At 42.3% G+C, this 15,000-nt stretch carries 14 protein-coding genes, 1 tRNA gene, 3 rRNA genes, 1 other RNA gene and 1 other annotated feature (2 of these 20 only partly in view); of the genes, 2 read left to right on the top strand and 17 right to left on the bottom strand.

Annotation, left to right across the window (positions count from 1 at the left end):
- The 8 genes from CJ483_RS13700 to tadA all read right to left on the bottom strand — a co-directional run.
- A 16S ribosomal RNA gene (locus tag CJ483_RS13700) occupies positions 1 to 1,002 on the bottom strand (it extends 552 nt beyond the left edge of the window).
- Positions 1,003 to 1,280: 278 nt separating this feature from the next.
- Complete coding sequence (locus CJ483_RS13695) at positions 1,281 to 1,547, bottom strand: pro-sigmaK processing inhibitor BofA family protein (protein WP_259455653.1); 267 nt, start codon at positions 1,545 to 1,547, stop codon at positions 1,281 to 1,283.
- 59 nt (positions 1,548 to 1,606) lie between these two features.
- Positions 1,607 to 1,825, bottom strand: coding sequence for a YaaL family protein (locus CJ483_RS13690; protein ID WP_120035793.1), 219 nt, complete (start codon positions 1,823 to 1,825; stop codon positions 1,607 to 1,609).
- 5 nt (positions 1,826 to 1,830) lie between these two features.
- Complete coding sequence (gene recR / locus CJ483_RS13685; RefSeq protein WP_120035792.1) at positions 1,831 to 2,427, bottom strand: recombination mediator RecR; 597 nt, start codon at positions 2,425 to 2,427, stop codon at positions 1,831 to 1,833.
- Between the two features lie 15 nt (positions 2,428 to 2,442).
- Positions 2,443 to 2,757, bottom strand: coding sequence for a YbaB/EbfC family nucleoid-associated protein (locus CJ483_RS13680; protein ID WP_120035791.1), 315 nt, complete (start codon positions 2,755 to 2,757; stop codon positions 2,443 to 2,445).
- Between the two features lie 23 nt (positions 2,758 to 2,780).
- On the bottom strand, positions 2,781 to 4,472 hold the full coding sequence (gene dnaX, locus CJ483_RS13675) for a DNA polymerase III subunit gamma/tau (RefSeq protein ID WP_120035790.1): 1,692 nt from the start codon (positions 4,470 to 4,472) through the stop codon (positions 2,781 to 2,783).
- A 125-nt stretch (positions 4,473 to 4,597) separates the two neighbouring features.
- An RNA gene (gene ffs / locus CJ483_RS13670) (signal recognition particle sRNA large type) lies at positions 4,598 to 4,863 on the bottom strand.
- A gap of 197 nt (positions 4,864 to 5,060) precedes the next feature.
- Entirely contained in the window at positions 5,061 to 5,540 is a 480-nt protein-coding gene (tadA, locus tag CJ483_RS13665; RefSeq protein WP_120035789.1) for a tRNA adenosine(34) deaminase TadA, read from the bottom strand.
- Between the two features lie 64 nt (positions 5,541 to 5,604).
- On the opposite strand from tadA, the gene CJ483_RS13660 reads away from it, so the two are divergent.
- Positions 5,605 to 6,177, top strand: a complete 573-nt coding sequence (locus CJ483_RS13660) for a cysteine hydrolase family protein (RefSeq protein WP_120035788.1) — start codon at positions 5,605 to 5,607, stop codon at positions 6,175 to 6,177.
- Between the two features lie 70 nt (positions 6,178 to 6,247).
- On the opposite strand, the gene CJ483_RS13655 is transcribed toward CJ483_RS13660, so the two are convergent.
- From CJ483_RS13655 to guaB, 6 genes are all read right to left on the bottom strand, one after another.
- Positions 6,248 to 6,340 (bottom strand) — tRNA-Ser (locus CJ483_RS13655).
- A gap of 228 nt (positions 6,341 to 6,568) precedes the next feature.
- A complete protein-coding gene (gene serS / locus CJ483_RS13650; RefSeq protein WP_120035787.1) occupies positions 6,569 to 7,846 on the bottom strand; it encodes a serine--tRNA ligase in 1,278 nt (425 codons plus the stop codon).
- 50 nt (positions 7,847 to 7,896) lie between these two features.
- Positions 7,897 to 8,110: a binding site (T-box leader), on the bottom strand.
- Positions 8,111 to 8,293: 183 nt separating this feature from the next.
- Entirely contained in the window at positions 8,294 to 8,881 is a 588-nt protein-coding gene (gene pdxT / locus CJ483_RS13645) for a pyridoxal 5'-phosphate synthase glutaminase subunit PdxT (protein ID WP_120035786.1), read from the bottom strand.
- 17 nt (positions 8,882 to 8,898) lie between these two features.
- On the bottom strand, positions 8,899 to 9,780 hold the full coding sequence (gene pdxS / locus CJ483_RS13640) for a pyridoxal 5'-phosphate synthase lyase subunit PdxS (RefSeq protein ID WP_120035785.1): 882 nt from the start codon (positions 9,778 to 9,780) through the stop codon (positions 8,899 to 8,901).
- A gap of 133 nt (positions 9,781 to 9,913) precedes the next feature.
- Positions 9,914 to 11,260 (bottom strand): D-alanyl-D-alanine carboxypeptidase family protein, encoded by a 1,347-nt coding sequence (locus CJ483_RS13635; RefSeq protein WP_142927248.1) that lies wholly within the window; start codon positions 11,258 to 11,260, stop codon positions 9,914 to 9,916.
- A 158-nt stretch (positions 11,261 to 11,418) separates the two neighbouring features.
- Entirely contained in the window at positions 11,419 to 12,885 is a 1,467-nt protein-coding gene (gene guaB / locus CJ483_RS13630; RefSeq protein ID WP_120035783.1) for an IMP dehydrogenase, read from the bottom strand.
- A 107-nt stretch (positions 12,886 to 12,992) separates the two neighbouring features.
- Between guaB and CJ483_RS13625 the strand changes: the two genes are divergently transcribed.
- Complete coding sequence (locus CJ483_RS13625) at positions 12,993 to 13,952, top strand: YaaC family protein (RefSeq protein ID WP_182917056.1); 960 nt, start codon at positions 12,993 to 12,995, stop codon at positions 13,950 to 13,952.
- Between the two features lie 20 nt (positions 13,953 to 13,972).
- Here the strand turns inward: CJ483_RS13625 and CJ483_RS13620 are convergent, their stop codons facing one another.
- The 3 genes from CJ483_RS13620 to CJ483_RS13610 form a co-directional block, all read right to left on the bottom strand.
- Positions 13,973 to 14,449: a glutathione peroxidase gene (locus tag CJ483_RS13620; protein ID WP_120035781.1), complete on the bottom strand. Its 477-nt coding sequence runs from the start codon at positions 14,447 to 14,449 to the stop codon at positions 13,973 to 13,975.
- A 145-nt stretch (positions 14,450 to 14,594) separates the two neighbouring features.
- Positions 14,595 to 14,710: ribosomal RNA gene (gene rrf, locus CJ483_RS13615) — 5S ribosomal RNA — on the bottom strand.
- Positions 14,711 to 14,813: 103 nt separating this feature from the next.
- Positions 14,814 to 15,000 (bottom strand): 23S ribosomal RNA (locus CJ483_RS13610); it runs 2,744 nt beyond the window's last position.

The following is a 15,000-nucleotide window of genomic DNA, read 5'->3' as shown; positions in this document are numbered from 1 at the left end:
CAAGACCTGGTAAGGTTCTTCGCGTTGCTTCGAATTAAACCACATGCTCCACCGCTTGTGCGGGCCCCCGTCAATTCCTTTGAGTTTCAGCCTTGCGGCCGTACTCCCCAGGCGGAGTGCTTAATGCGTTAGCTGCAGCACTGAAGGGCGGAAACCCTCCAACACTTAGCACTCATCGTTTACGGCGTGGACTACCAGGGTATCTAATCCTGTTCGCTCCCCACGCTTTCGCGCCTCAGCGTCAGTTACAGACCAGAGAGCCGCCTTCGCCACTGGTGTTCCTCCACATCTCTACGCATTTCACCGCTACACGTGGAATTCCGCTCTCCTCTTCTGCACTCAAGCCTCCCAGTTTCCAATGACCCTCCACGGTTGAGCCGTGGGCTTTCACATCAGACTTAAGAAGCCGCCTGCGCGCGCTTTACGCCCAATAATTCCGGACAACGCTTGCCACCTACGTATTACCGCGGCTGCTGGCACGTAGTTAGCCGTGGCTTTCTGGTCAGGTACCGTCAAGGTACCAACAGTTACTTTGGTACTTGTTCTTCCCTGACAACAGAGCTTTACGATCCGAAAACCTTCTTCACTCACGCGGCGTTGCTCCGTCAGACTTTCGTCCATTGCGGAAGATTCCCTACTGCTGCCTCCCGTAGGAGTCTGGGCCGTGTCTCAGTCCCAGTGTGGCCGATCACCCTCTCAGGTCGGCTACGCATCGTCGCCTTGGTGAGCTGTTACCTCACCAACTAGCTAATGCGCCGCGGGTCCATCTGTAAGTGACAGCTAAAAGCCGCCTTTCCATTCTTCTTCATGCGAAGAAAAAGAATATCCGGTATTAGCCCCGGTTTCCCGGAGTTATCCCAGTCTTACAGGCAGGTTACCCACGTGTTACTCACCCGTCCGCCGCTAACTTGAACAGAGCAAGCTCCGTCAAGTCCGCTCGACTTGCATGTATTAGGCACGCCGCCAGCGTTCGTCCTGAGCCAGGATCAAACTCTCCAAAAAGATGTTTGACTTGCTCATGTTTTAAAAATAAGAATTAACTTACTGGCATGTATTTTGTTCAGTTTTCAATGTTCAATTATTGCGTCGCACTCAAGCGACTTTATTATCTTACCAAGTTCCTGATGAAAAGTCAACAACTTTTTTTATTTTCATTAACTGTTTATTTTCTTCAGCAACGTTTTCTAATATACCAAGTCAGCTAGCAGCCGTCAATACTTTTTTAAAAATAATTAAGTAAGAGGATAATAAAAAAGCAGCACGGCCTAAATCCGTACTGCTTATCCGATAATCCACAATTGGATGATCGCTAAGGATGCGACACCTGCGACACCTAAAATGCCGGCAACCGCAGAAGTAACAAAATTGATTGGTACGTGCAGGCCATAATCTCCGCTGAATGAATTCAACAAAAAGAGAAAACATGCACCAACTGCCAACTTCACACAAAGAATACCAATTACCTTTAACGGCGACACAGGTGATGACATGCCTGCTATTAGGCTGATCAACAAGATAAAAAGAATCACACCTCCAGCAATGTACAATTGGCCTCTCTCCTATTCTCTCAATGAAGTTTGTCCACATTTCAAGAATATGAAAGAGATTATTGCTTTATGCGGATGTTTCTTTTTCTTGCTTCTCTAAATAAAAAGAAGTACCTGGCTTCATACATTTTTGTTTGGGCAGCGAGCTCTTCATTCGGTTCAAAGCTCAAGCGTAACAATTCACGATGTTTAAACCATTCTTGTTTCGATCTTTCCAGAAGTTGAATCAATTCGGCATTATAAGCAGCGTGCAGCTTGGCTTTTTTTCGGAAAAACATCTTTTCTATACTTCCCTTCTGCCTTCAAGTGCTTTTGACAAGGTTACCTCATCGGCATACTCCAAATCACCGCCGACTGGCAAACCATGAGCAATACGAGTGACCCGAATGCCGGATGGCTTTAACAGGCGGGAAATATACATAGCTGTTGCTTCTCCTTCAATATTGGGATTCGTCGCCAAGATAACTTCTTTAATCGTTTCATCCTGTAATCTTTTTAACAGATCCGGGACGTTGATATCTTCAGGACCGATTCCTTCCATTGGAGAGATAGCTCCATGTAATACATGATAAAGACCGTTATATTCTTTCATTTTCTCCATGGCAATAACGTCTTTGGGATCCTGCACTACACAAACGACACTGCGATCACGCCGTTCATCTTCGCAGATGGCACAAGGATCTTTGTCGGTAATATGCCCGCAAACAGAACAGTAGGTTAAATCCCTCTTGGCATTTACGAGGGCCTTTCCAAAATCAAGAACATCCTCTTCTTTCATATCTAGGACAAAAAACGCCAGACGGGCCGCTGTTTTCGGCCCGATGCCTGGCAGTTTCATAAAGCTATCAATCAGCTTAGTTATCGGTTCAGGATAGTACATAGTTTATAAAACCTCCTAGAAAGGAAGGTTCATCCCTTTTGTAAATTGGCCCATTGTCTTGTTTGTTTCTTCCTCCACTTTTCTAAGCGCATCATTTGTGGCTGCAAGTACCAAGTCTTGGAGCATTTCTACATCATCGGGATCGACAGCTTCCTCTTTAATTAAAACGTCTACAATCTCTTTTTGACCAGAAATTTTAACAGTGACCATTCCGCCCCCTGCTGTGCCTTCAAATTCTTTTGCAGCGAGCTCTTCTTGTGCTTCTGCCATCTTCTTTTGCATTTTTTGCATTTGCTTCATCATATTTTGCATATTTCCCATTCCACGCATCGTAATCATCCTCCAGTTATTTATTAGTCTTTGATTTCTAGCAAATCTTCCCCTACAAGCTTTAATGCTTCAGCAATCAATGGATCTTCGGTTTGCTCAACTTCTTGTTCATCACTATCATTCTTTTGTGTCTTGATAAAATTCTGCCTGATGGTAAGCCATGCTTCTTCCGGTACACACACAACCTGATAGATATTTCCTGTCAACTCTTGAAGCACAGAAGAGATGGAATCGATAAAACGTTTATTTTCGAATGCCATCTGGCAATGAATTTCATATTTAAACTTTAACACGAAAGCTTCCTGAGAAGCAGCTACAGGCTCGGCATCATTTAACAGAGCTGCTTGTGAACGCATTTGCCGCTGCCCTAAAATATCCAGCATTTCTCCCCAGCGACTCTTAATAAGTTGGACGTCCTTCTTGGTCGCTTCAGACAGCACTTTTTCAATTTTAGCGACAGGTGCCTTAAACCCGTTTGAAGACCGGCTCGGGCGCCTAGCCGCACTTTGTGTATCCGCTTGTTCCACCTGTTGAACAGGCTGGCTTCTTAACTGCTGCACTTCTTTTTCAAGTGACTGAATGCGCCCAATTAGTTCTTGGACTGCCGGCATTTCTGCTACTGCTCCTGAAGAACGCCGTTGACATATTTTCACAAGCGCTACTTCCATATATATTCTGGCATGGTTGCTGAACTTCATCTCCTGTTGAGTTTCATTCAGTATATGAATGTTCTCATAGATACTTTCCAAGTCCATTTTTTCTGCTACAGAAGTGAAGGCTTCATCAACCATTACCCGGGCAAGTGACTCCTCCAGGTTGGGCGCTGTTTTGTAGAGCAACATATCACGAAAATAAAGCACGAAATCCTCAGCAAAACGGGCAGGATCTTTTCCTTGCATCAATAACTTTTCCAGAATAGTAAGCGCAGCCGCCGTATCGTTCTCTAATACAGCTTCCGCAAGTTCATTTAACATTCCTTGTCCAACCGCTCCAGTAACCGTCAAGGCATCCTCTTCGGTTAATTGAGCATCACTGTAAGACAATGCCTGATCAAGCAGACTCAGTGCATCCCTCATGCCACCTTCTGCCGCCCTTGCAATAATAGGCAGCGCCTTTTCATCGTAAGCTAATCCGCTCTCCGCCATAATGAGCTCCATCCGCCCAACAATGGCTTGTGACGTAATTCTTTTAAAATCAAAACGCTGACACCGAGAAATAATCGTTAGAGGAATTTTATGTGGCTCTGTGGTGGCCAATATAAAAATCACATGTCTTGGTGGTTCCTCCAGTGTTTTCAGAAGCGCGTTAAAAGCTCCGGTAGAAAGCATATGGACTTCATCAATAATATACACTTTATACTTTACTGCACTTGGTGCATATTTCACTTTGTCACGAATATCGCGAATCTCATCCACACCATTGTTAGATGCGGCATCTATCTCAATAACATCCTGAATAGAACCGTCTGTAATCCCTCGGCAGGAGGCACATTCATTACATGGTTCCGCTGTTGGTGCCTGTTCACAGTTCACCGCTTTTGACAAAATCTTTGCAGCGCTCGTTTTCCCAGTTCCTCTTGGACCAGAAAATAAATAGGCATGCGATATTTTTTCTTGCAGGAGGGCATTTTGCAATGTTTTAGTGATATGTTCCTGCCCAACAACATCGATAAAACTTTGCGGCCGCCATACACGATATAACGCCTGGTAGCTCATTTTTTCCCTCCTTTTCCGCCATTTCTATAAATAGTATTATACCTTATTCGAATTTGCTTTTTCAAAGTTCTCATAAAAAAACTCATCCAAAATGGATGAGTTGTTTCATTATCATAATTTAACTGCCGTGCACCTTCCGTCGACTTCTAACCATAAGCGTTACTTAAGCAGTTAGCTCGATCCAGGCTACCCTGCGGCACATGAGAGAGTCCACTTAATGCTGCTTCCTTCCGGACCTGACATGGTTCATGGGTTCCCATTGCGCAGGACCCGGATGTCAACACCACTTACTTAAGGCAGACCCTACAGTATAGCAAGCCTCGGGAAGGGATTCAGTCCCGCTAGAGCGGATTGCGAGTACAGGGCACCGCTACCTCCCCACCTAGCACGGCAAGATTGATACCATATAGTTAAGGTGCCGAAAATGATTTTATCATTTACCTGACACAAAAATTATTATACTCCTTTACAGAAAAAAAAGCAATATATACTCTAGATCAGATGCCCATCCTATTTTTAACAATAAAATAAGAGGCATACTGGACAGCAGTTGCATTTATTCTTCACTTTCTTCTTTCTGCTGTTCCTTCATTCTTTTTTCTCTTTCTTCTTCCTCTTGCGAAGCTCTTGAAAGAAACTAGATAGCAGACTACCGCACTCCTCTTCAAGCACCCCTGAAACAACTTCGCTTTGGTGGTTAAACCGGTTATCCTCCAATAAATTCATCAATGTGCCTGCACATCCTGCTTTCGGATCTTTTGCGCCGTAAACCACTCGCTCCACCCTCGATAAAATAATTGCTCCGCTGCACATTGGGCAAGGCTCCAGCGTAACATAGAGCTCAGCTCCCTCCAGACGCCAGGAGCCTGTTTTTTGGCATGCTTTTTCGATCGCCAGCAGCTCGGCATGCGTAACAGCATTCTGGGTAGTCTCCCGTAGATTATAGGCCGAAGCAATGACTTCGCCGTTTAGGACAATGACCGCTCCAATAGGTACTTCGCCAAGCGCTGCAGCTTTTTTTGCTTCTTCGATGGCAAGTTTCATATAAAATCCATCATTTTTTTTCATAAATCTGTCTCCTTTTAAGTGAAATGGGGTAAAAATGACGGTAGAGAAAAAGGAGGAAGTACACATGGCAGAATTAAGCAAAAAATATGCTTTATTAATAGTCGACTTAATTAATGATTTTGATTTCCCCCGGGGAGATTTACTTGCCGCTAATACAACAGATATCTGTTCCTCTGTAGTAAAGTTAAAAAAGTTTTGTAAGCAACAACAAATTCCCGTTATTTATGTAAATGATCATTACGGCCTTTGGAAGGCTGACTTAAATACAGTAATGGGCCACGCTGTTAATGATCGCAGCGAACCTATTATACAACAGATCAAGCCTGAACCTGATGATTATTTCCTAATCAAGCCGAAACACTCGGGCTTCTATGGCACGGCATTAAACACACTGTTACGGCAGCTCGATGTAGATTCTGTTATCATTACCGGAGTCGCTGGCAACATTTGCGTATTCTTCACAGCCAATGACGCTTATATGAGAGAATATTCTATCTATGTTCCTCGAGATGCTATCGCCTCAGAAACAGAAAAAGATAATCATTATGCCCTTGAAATGATGCAAACCGTATTGAGCGCTGACACGAGAAAAGTAGACGAATTTATCGATGAATATGGACAAAATACTTTCAGATAAAGATAAAAAAATCCGCTGCCTACAGGCAGCGGATTTCATTATCTCCAATTTATGCGCTTGTTATCAATAATGGCGGAGGAAGAGGGATTCGAACCCCCGCGCGGTTTAACCCGCCTGTCGGTTTTCAAGACCGATCCCTTCAGCCAGACTTGGGTATTCCTCCGTATCGACAAGAATTAATTTATCATATATTTATTTATAATGTCAACATTCTTTTTAAAATGAAAGCAATGTCTATTTTTGTTACATTTAGGTCGCTTGAAAGCGCCTATTCTTCGAAGCATATATGTGCTGAGAGATGGCCTGATCAGCAAGCCCATACAACTAAAAAACAAACATATGTCAACAAGATTAAAACCAGAAGAGAACCTTTCCCTTCTGGTCAGAATAATTAATGAGAAATTCTTTCCTGTCCTCTCATATAAGGACGAAGCACTTCAGGGATGATGACACTGCCATCTTCCTGCTGGTAATTTTCTAAAATGGCAGCAACTGTACGGCCGATTGCTAATCCAGAGCCATTTAGTGTGTGAACATGCTCCGGCTTGCTGTTTTTCTCGCGGCGGAAACGAATGTTCGCACGGCGTGCCTGGAATGCTTCAAAATTACTACAAGATGAAATTTCACGGTAGGTGTCCTGTGTCGGAATCCAAACTTCAATGTCGTACTTTTTAGCTGCTGTGAACCCAAGATCACCAGTACACATGCTCATTACCCGGTAAGGAAGCTTTAACAATTGCAATACTTTCTCTGCGTGGCCTGTTAGTTTTTCAAGCTCATTATAAGACTCTTCCGGTTTTACAAAACGGACGAGCTCCACTTTGTTGAATTGATGCTGGCGGATCAATCCGCGTGTGTCCCGTCCGGCAGAGCCGGCTTCAGAGCGGAAGTTGGTGCTATAAGCCGTATAAGCAATCGGCAGTTCTTCAGCGCTCAAAATTTCATCACGATGATAATTCGTTACCGGTACTTCAGATGTTGGTATAAGGAAATAACCTTCTTTCTCGATTAAAAAGGCATCTTCTTCAAACTTCGGCAGTTGTCCGGTTCCTGTCATACTCGTTCTGTTCACTAAGTATGGCGGTAGCATTTCTGTGTATCCATGTTCTTCGGTATGCAGATCAAGCATAAAGCTAATCAATGCTCTCTCAAGCTTTGCTCCCATGCCTTTATAGAAGACAAAGCGGCTTCCTGTTACCTTTCCAGCCCGTTCAAAATCAAGAATGTTCAATTCATCAGCAATTTCCCAGTGAGGCTTCGCTTCGAAATCAAATTGAGGCACTTCTCCCCATGTACGGACTTCGATGTTATCATCTTCACTTTCACCGACCGGCACACTCTCATGTGGAATATTCGGGATCGTTAATAGCAGATGATTCAATTTTTCTTCTACTTGATGGAGCTCTTCATCGAATTGTTTAATACGGTCGCCAACTTCACGCATTTCTTTGATTAAATGGTCAGCATCCTGTTTTTCCCGTTTTAATTGAGCTACTTGCTGAGACACACTATTTCTTTTGCTCTTCAGCTCTTCTGTCTCTACAAGCAATTCACGACGACGTTGGTCTAGCTCTTCAAAGTTATTGAGAGCAGATAAATCCTCGCCTCGATGCTGCAGGCGACTTTTCACTTCTGCAAAATTGTTGCGTAAAAATTTGATATCTAACATAACTAATGTCCTCCTTTTAGTTTTTTGCATACAAAAAACCCGTCCCCTAAAAAAGGGACGAGTTTTACCCGCGTTGCCACCCTAGTTGAAAGCGATCTGCTTTCCACTCGAAAAAATAACGGTTTTACCGTAAACGCCTACTACAACATTTCATTCAGCGCTTCTCTCAAGGACGGATTCACAAGCGTCTTCCTCCGGTTCACACCACCCACCGGCTCTCTGATCGAACGACCACCTGTTACTACTTCCTGTCATCGATTTCTGTATAAAATTGATATAAATTAATGTACTACATTCTTATCGCCGGTGCAAGCCCAGCAAAAATCACCTATATAAAAACGCGGAAAAGAAAAGCTTTTCCGCGTTCCTGGCTATGAACAAACACTCTCTTTCTCTGTTGGTTGTCTCATCAACTCAGAGAACTGAAAATAGTCTTTATCTATATTCTTAAACGTGTGCTAATTTTGCTTGTTCAGTCATTTGAACAAAATATTTTGTTATGCTATGATCGTCCGTTAATTCCGGATGGAAAGAACAGGCTAAGAAATTCCGATCTCTTGCAGCAACAATCCGGCCTTCATATTCAGCGAGGATTTCTGTTTCCTCTCCAACTGAGACGATATGTGGAGCCCTGATGAAAACAGCTGTGTAGGAGTCAGCAATCCCTTTAACCGCTAAATTTGCCTCAAAACTTTCTCTTTGTCGTCCAAAGGAATTACGTTCAACCGTAATGTCCATTAAACCGATATGCGGTTCGTCATAGCCAACAATGCTATTTGCGAGCATAATTAATCCAGCACATGTGCCAAACATCGGTTTGCCTTGACGTCCAAACTCTCTGAGCGGCTCCATAAATCCGTATCGATCAACGAGCCGGCGCATCGTTGTACTTTCACCGCCCGGAAGAATTAATCCGTCCAGCTCCGCTAACTGTTCTGCTTTTTTTACAACAACACCTTCAGCTCCTGATGCCTCGATTGAGCGGATATGTTCACGAACAGCTCCCTGAAGTCCTAATACACCGATTTTCAACATACGATCTGCTCCTTTTATTACCAGCCGCGATCTTGCATGCGAGCTGCTGGCTCTAATGTAGAAATTTCAATTCCCTTCATCGCTGTTCCAAGATCTTTTGAAAGCTCGGCAATCAATTTGTAATCCTGATAGTGTGTTGTTGCTTCTACGATTGCTTTAGCAAATTTTGCTGGATTATCTGATTTGAAGATACCAGAACCAACGAAAACACCGTCTGCTCCAAGCTGCATCATAAGAGCAGCATCTGCTGGAGTAGCTACACCGCCTGCTGCAAAGTTAACGACCGGAAGGCGGCCTTCACGTTTAATCTCTAATAACACTTCGTATGGAGCCCCTAATAATTTTGCCTCTGTCATCAATTCATCTTCGTTCATGTGGACCACTTTGCGTACTTGCGCATTTACTTTACGGATGTGACGGACAGCTTCTACAATGTTTCCTGTACCTGGCTCTCCTTTTGTACGAAGCATCGCTGCTCCTTCACCGATTCGACGAGCTGCTTCGCCTAAATCACGGCACCCACAAACGAAAGGAACGGTGAAATCACTTTTCAATAAATGATACTCTTCATCAGCCGGTGTTAACACTTCACTTTCGTCAATATAGTCGACACCCATCGCTTCTAACACACGCGCTTCTACAATGTGGCCGATACGTGCTTTTGCCATTACCGGAATTGTAACAGCCTGCATAACTTCTTCCATGATACGCGGATCTGCCATACGAGCGACCCCGCCTGCTGCACGAATATCAGAAGGCACACGCTCTAAAGCCATAACTGCTACTGCCCCGGCTTCTTCTGCAATCTTTGCCTGCTCTGCATTGACGACATCCATAATAACGCCGCCTTTTTGCATTTCTGCCATTCCACGTTTTACACGATCTGTACCTGTATTCATTTTCTTCTCCCCCTATGGTCATTGTTTATTTTTCAGCATATAATTTTTTCACTAGTTCAAAAATTTTATGTATTGCTTAAATATTAATAAACACGAAAAATCACCTTCTGTCAAGAACAGAAGGTGATTTTTATTAAAACCAACCAGTTACCGTATCCACTGCCGCTGTCCAAATCCCTGCAAAGAAGCCGCCGATCGCTCTCATTGATAGAATAAACCAATTTGCTTTTTCGACTGTTTTAGCCGCTACCATCGGCACTTCTGCATGATTCTTCTCTTTATATTCAATATATTTTAATTCAGATCCGTTTTGAGGAGATAGCGTTATAAAACCAACCACTTTTCCTTTTTTTATCGGTGCTTGGACTTTTTTAGAATCGACATTTTCCGAACTTTCCATGCGGAAAGTTTTATTATAGTTCGTTTTTTGCCCTTTTCCTACATATACAACTAATGGCTTTCCTGCCTTCATTGCTACTTCTTTTTCTTTTCCTTTGTTTACAGGTGCTGACTCGTATCCTTTTACCGTAGCACCCTTCTTAATAACCTCTTTACGATCGAATTGATTGAAGCCATAGTCGAGCAGCTTTTTCGTTTCTGTGAAACGAGCTTTATGGTCTCCTTTTCCTTTGTCATCAGTAGCATCCATCACCACACTGATCAATTTCTTACCGTCTCTTTCAGCCGTTCCTGTAAAGCAATAACCCGCAAAATCTGTGGAACCAGTCTTTAATCCTGTCATCCCTTCGTATGCAAATACTAAAGAAGGAAGCATCCAGTTCCAGTTCTCCATGTTCGTTTCATCATCGGTGCCTTCGCGGAATTTCTTTTTTGTTATACTAGCTGTTTCAAGTACTTCTGGATATTCTTTCACTAAATGAAAAGCTAATGTAGCAGTTGTTTTAGCTGACATCATGTTTTCATCCTTAGGAGTTCCCGGGCTTGGATGCATGCCTTTTAAATCTTTATTGCTTAGTCCTGAGGCATTGACAAATTTATATTTTTCTAAGCCAAGTTCTTTCGCTTTTTTATTCATTAATTTTACAAAATTCGCTTCGGATCCAGCAATGGTTTCCGCCAGTGCAATGGTGGCTGCATTAGCAGAATAAATAGTCATCGCTTCGTACAATTCCCGAACATTATACTTTTCTCCTAGACGAAGAGGCACGTTGGATAAGCCACGATCTTGTGAAATTTTATAGACGTATTCACTAACCGTATATTCTTGATCCCATGTTACTTTTTTCTCCTTAATCGCTTCCAATAACAAATATTCCGTCATCATTTTCGTCATACTGGCGACACCGAGCATTTTATCTGCATTCTTTTCATACAGTATCTGTCCAGTCTCTGAATCAATTAATATGGCAGCAGCAGCATTGACCTTTAGGGGTTCTTCTGCTTGTACACTCGGACGAGGCTGCCAAAGACCAGCCACTAATAATAAACTGAGCATAAAAGCGATCCCTTTTTTGAACATTTGATTCCTCACTAATAAACCCTCCATCTTTTATTCACACATTCGTTATTGTATCACAAACATCTTTTAGAAATATAGAAGAGAAATGGCTCAGTTTTTTCCTCTAAAACAAAAAAACTGTATGAAAGGAAAGCATGCCTCTCATACAGTTAATAAATTTAAGATAAAGAATAGTTAGGTGCTTCTTTTGTAATTTGCACATCATGTGGATGGCTTTCTCTCAATCCTGCACCCGTCATTCGAATAAATTGAGCATCTTCGCGTAGATTTGTAAGGCTTTCAGTTCCACAGTATCCCATCCCTGCACGCAAACCGCCGATTAATTGATAAATCGTTTCTGAAACAGGACCTTTGTAAGGGATACGGCCTTCAATTCCCTCCGGAACGAATTTCTTTGCATCCTCTTGGAAATAACGGTCTTTTGACCCTTTTTCCATGGCACCGACAGAACCCATGCCGCGATAAACTTTAAATTGGCGTCCCTGGTAAATTTCTGTTTGGCCTGGGCTTTCTTTTGTTCCTGCTAACAAACTGCCGAGCATAACAGCATGTCCGCCTGCAGCGAGCGCTTTAACAATATCTCCGGAATACTTAATGCCGCCGTCTGCAATAATGGCTTTTCCTTGCCTGCGTGCTTCTGTAGCACAATCATAAATAGCGGTAATTTGAGGGACACCTACCCCTGCGACTACTCGCGTTGTACAAATAGATCCAGGACCGATACCTACTTTTACAACATCTGCCCCTGCTTCAAACAATTCTCTTGTTGCTTCTGCAGTTGCTACGTTTCCGGCAATAATGTTTAAATCCGGATAAGCAGCGCGTATGTCTCTTACAGTGTCAATAACTCCTCTTGAATGTCCATGAGCGGTATCGACCACAATGGCGTCTACATTCGCTTTTACAAGCATTTCGATACGTTTCATTGTATCCTTCGTTACGCCTACTGCTGCTCCTACTAAGAGACGTCCTTGGTGATCCTTTGCAGAATTGGGAAACTCAATTACTTTTTCAATATCTTTGATTGTAATCAATCCCTTTAATTTACCTTCTTCATTCACTAGTGGGAGCTTTTCAATTTTATACTTTTGAAGAATTTTTTCTGCTTCTTCTAAAGTTGTGCCAGTTGGAGCTGTCACAAGATCTTCTTTCGTCATAACATCTTTAATGAGGATGGAATAATCTTGGATAAAGCGCAAATCACGGTTCGTTAAAATGCCAACAAGTTTTTGTTCCTCTTCATTGTTTACGATTGGTACACCAGAAATACGATATTTGCCCATTAAATGTTCAGCATCAAAAACTTGGTGCTCTGGTGTTAAGAAGAAAGGATCAGTAATAACGCCACTTTCTGAACGTTTTACCTTATCCACTTGTTCAGCTTGCTGTTCAATGCTCATATTTTTATGAATGATTCCTAGTCCGCCTTGACGGGCCATTCCAATAGCCATTTCTGCTTCCGTTACTGTATCCATTCCGGCACTGATAAGAGGAATGTTTAATTTCAACGTGTCTGTCAACGCAGTTTGCAAACTAACATCTTTTGGTAAGACGTCAGATTTAGCTGGCACTAACAAAACATCATCGAACGTCAACCCTTCCTTTGAAAACTTATTTTCCCACATTTTATGAGCCTCCTGGTCAAAAATATTATTAGTAGGTTATCAATTGGACAAAATACTGTCAAGGTATGTTCAATATGTTAGACTTTTTAGAATATTCGGAGGTCAATATGGATAATCAACTACTACACCATTTGGATGTTTTGCTGCCTTACCAAAATACAGAAGATGCTAAGAAGTTCTTGCAATCATCTTATCATCTTCTTGCTTTACCCAACGCGGAGGAAGCAGCTTATAACAATTGCCTTCGTTTTATATATAGCCTGGAGCATGGCAATGTTTTTTTAAGACAGTCAGCGCAGTCACCGCTATCCATTCAGCCAGTTCTTATTTTTTATGGATTAAGCCATTATATAAAAGCTTGTTTATTGGCAGTAGACCCATCCTATCCTGCAACTGTTCATGTTTTGGCCCATGGCCTTTCTACAAGAAAAAGAAAGAAGCAAAATTACTCTTTCTTAAAGGATGAAATTCGTACTCAACGCCATGGACTTTTTGGTCACTTTAGTGAAAAAATGTTTCACGTGGAACACCTTGAAGGATTTAAATTGAATATGCGCGATTTGCTTATGCAAATCCCTGAGCTAGCACGTGTATTTTCTTTCCAGACAGGGGAACAACCTTTTCATTTGCTCCAAAAGCATAATATGGATCTTTATCGTTTGCCGTCACAAATCTTAGATGACTACCAAATGACGGAAAAAAGATTATCTGATTTTCTTGAGCAAAAAACCAACGGCTGTATTACAGTGGACAAGGCTCACAAAAATGATGTATGGATAAAAATCTCCAGTGAGATTCCTCCGGCACCATGCCGGTTCGATATGACAGCAAACCATTGGGTATTTTCCCGTCATAAAACACTTGAAGCCTTTTATCCAGAGCTATTAGTGTATTATGCCTTGCTTTATAATCTTAGTATGATTGCCAGGTATGAAACAGAGTGGTGGTATGAATTATTAAAACATGCTCCAGGAAAAGAATACTCTTTAATCAAACAGTTTTTACACATCTCTCAGTGTAAAATCCCTCTCTTAGTTGAACAATACTTAGATAAGGGCATACAATAAAGTCACTTTAAAACGTTAGGTTACAATAAGCCTTGCAAATCATTTTCTATTTTCAGAGGGGAGGTTTTCGGCGCGTATCGGCGAACCACAGTACCTTCACAGCTCACTAAAAACTTAGTAAAATTCCACTTGATTGTGCCTGTAAGCAGTCCCGATTGCTGAGCAGTTAAGTAATTAAATAAAGGGTGAATATTTTTCCCTTTTACATGGGTTTTCTGAAACATAGGAAAAGTAACACCGTAATTAAGCTGGCAAAATTCAATAATTTTTTGCTGCTCATCAAATTCCTGATTCATAAATTCATCACTAGGAAAACCTAGTACGGTAAACCCTTGGTCTTTATATTTCTCATAAAGTGATTGTAATTCCTTAAACTGCGGGGTAAAACCACATTTGCTAGCTGTATTTACAATTAACAGTACTTGTCCCTGAAAGTCTGCCATTGAAACCGACTCACCTTTACTATCCGTTACATCGATATGATAAATGGTATCCATTCATTTCCTCCTTCATTAGTTTATGAGTACATTGTATCCTGCTCGTCATACAAATAGCAAAAAGAGAAGCTTCGGGATAGGCAATCTTGAAGAGTTTATATATAGACAAAAATAAAAAGAACAGCGTCTGCTGTTCTTTTGGATTGCCTGGCAGCGTCCTACTCTCACAGGGGGAATCCCCCCACTACCATCGGCGCTGAAGAGCTTAACTTCCGTGTTCGGGATGGGAACGGGTGTGACCTCTTCGCTATCGCCACCAGACTGTATAAAGTTGAAAGAGTTTGTTCTTTCAAAACTGGATAATATGTTCAAGTAACCGGCAACTCCGTGCCATTTCATGTGTGACGCCGTTAGGCGTATCATTTAGGATAAGTCCTCGATCGATTAGTATTCGTCAGCTCCACGTGTCGCCACGCTTCCACCTCGAACCTATCTACCTGATCATCTTTCAGGGATCTTACTAGCTTGCGCTATGGGAAATCTCATCTTGAGGGGGGCTTCATGCTTAGATGCTTTCAGCACTTATCCCGTCCGCACATAGCTACCCAGCG

It is taken from the genome of Bacillus sp. PK3_68, assembly GCF_003600835.1.
Lineage (GTDB): Bacteria > Bacillota > Bacilli > Bacillales > Domibacillaceae > Pseudobacillus.
Note: the sequence above shows the minus strand (reverse complement) of the source record. Positions and strands in the feature narration are given on the sequence as shown.

Coding starts and splice junctions, on each gene's coding strand:
- CJ483_RS13690 (WP_120035793.1), bottom strand. CDS start 1,825: ATGTTTTTCCGAAAAAAAGCCAAGCTGCACGCTGCTTATAATGCCGAA.
- recR (WP_120035792.1), bottom strand. CDS start 2,427: ATGTACTATCCTGAACCGATAACTAAGCTGATTGATAGCTTTATGAAA.
- CJ483_RS13680 (WP_120035791.1), bottom strand. CDS start 2,757: ATGCGTGGAATGGGAAATATGCAAAATATGATGAAGCAAATGCAAAAA.
- dnaX (WP_120035790.1), bottom strand. CDS start 4,472: ATGAGCTACCAGGCGTTATATCGTGTATGGCGGCCGCAAAGTTTTATC.
- tadA (WP_120035789.1), bottom strand. CDS start 5,540: ATGAAAAAAAATGATGGATTTTATATGAAACTTGCCATCGAAGAAGCA.
- CJ483_RS13660 (WP_120035788.1), top strand. CDS start 5,605: ATGGCAGAATTAAGCAAAAAATATGCTTTATTAATAGTCGACTTAATT.
- serS (WP_120035787.1), bottom strand. CDS start 7,846: ATGTTAGATATCAAATTTTTACGCAACAATTTTGCAGAAGTGAAAAGT.
- pdxT (WP_120035786.1), bottom strand. CDS start 8,881: ATGTTGAAAATCGGTGTATTAGGACTTCAGGGAGCTGTTCGTGAACAT.
- pdxS (WP_120035785.1), bottom strand. CDS start 9,780: ATGAATACAGGTACAGATCGTGTAAAACGTGGAATGGCAGAAATGCAA.
- CJ483_RS13635 (WP_142927248.1), bottom strand. CDS start 11,260: ATGTTCAAAAAAGGGATCGCTTTTATGCTCAGTTTATTATTAGTGGCT.
- guaB (WP_120035783.1), bottom strand. CDS start 12,885: ATGTGGGAAAATAAGTTTTCAAAGGAAGGGTTGACGTTCGATGATGTT.
- CJ483_RS13625 (WP_182917056.1), top strand. CDS start 12,993: ATGGATAATCAACTACTACACCATTTGGATGTTTTGCTGCCTTACCAA.
- CJ483_RS13620 (WP_120035781.1), bottom strand. CDS start 14,449: ATGGATACCATTTATCATATCGATGTAACGGATAGTAAAGGTGAGTCG.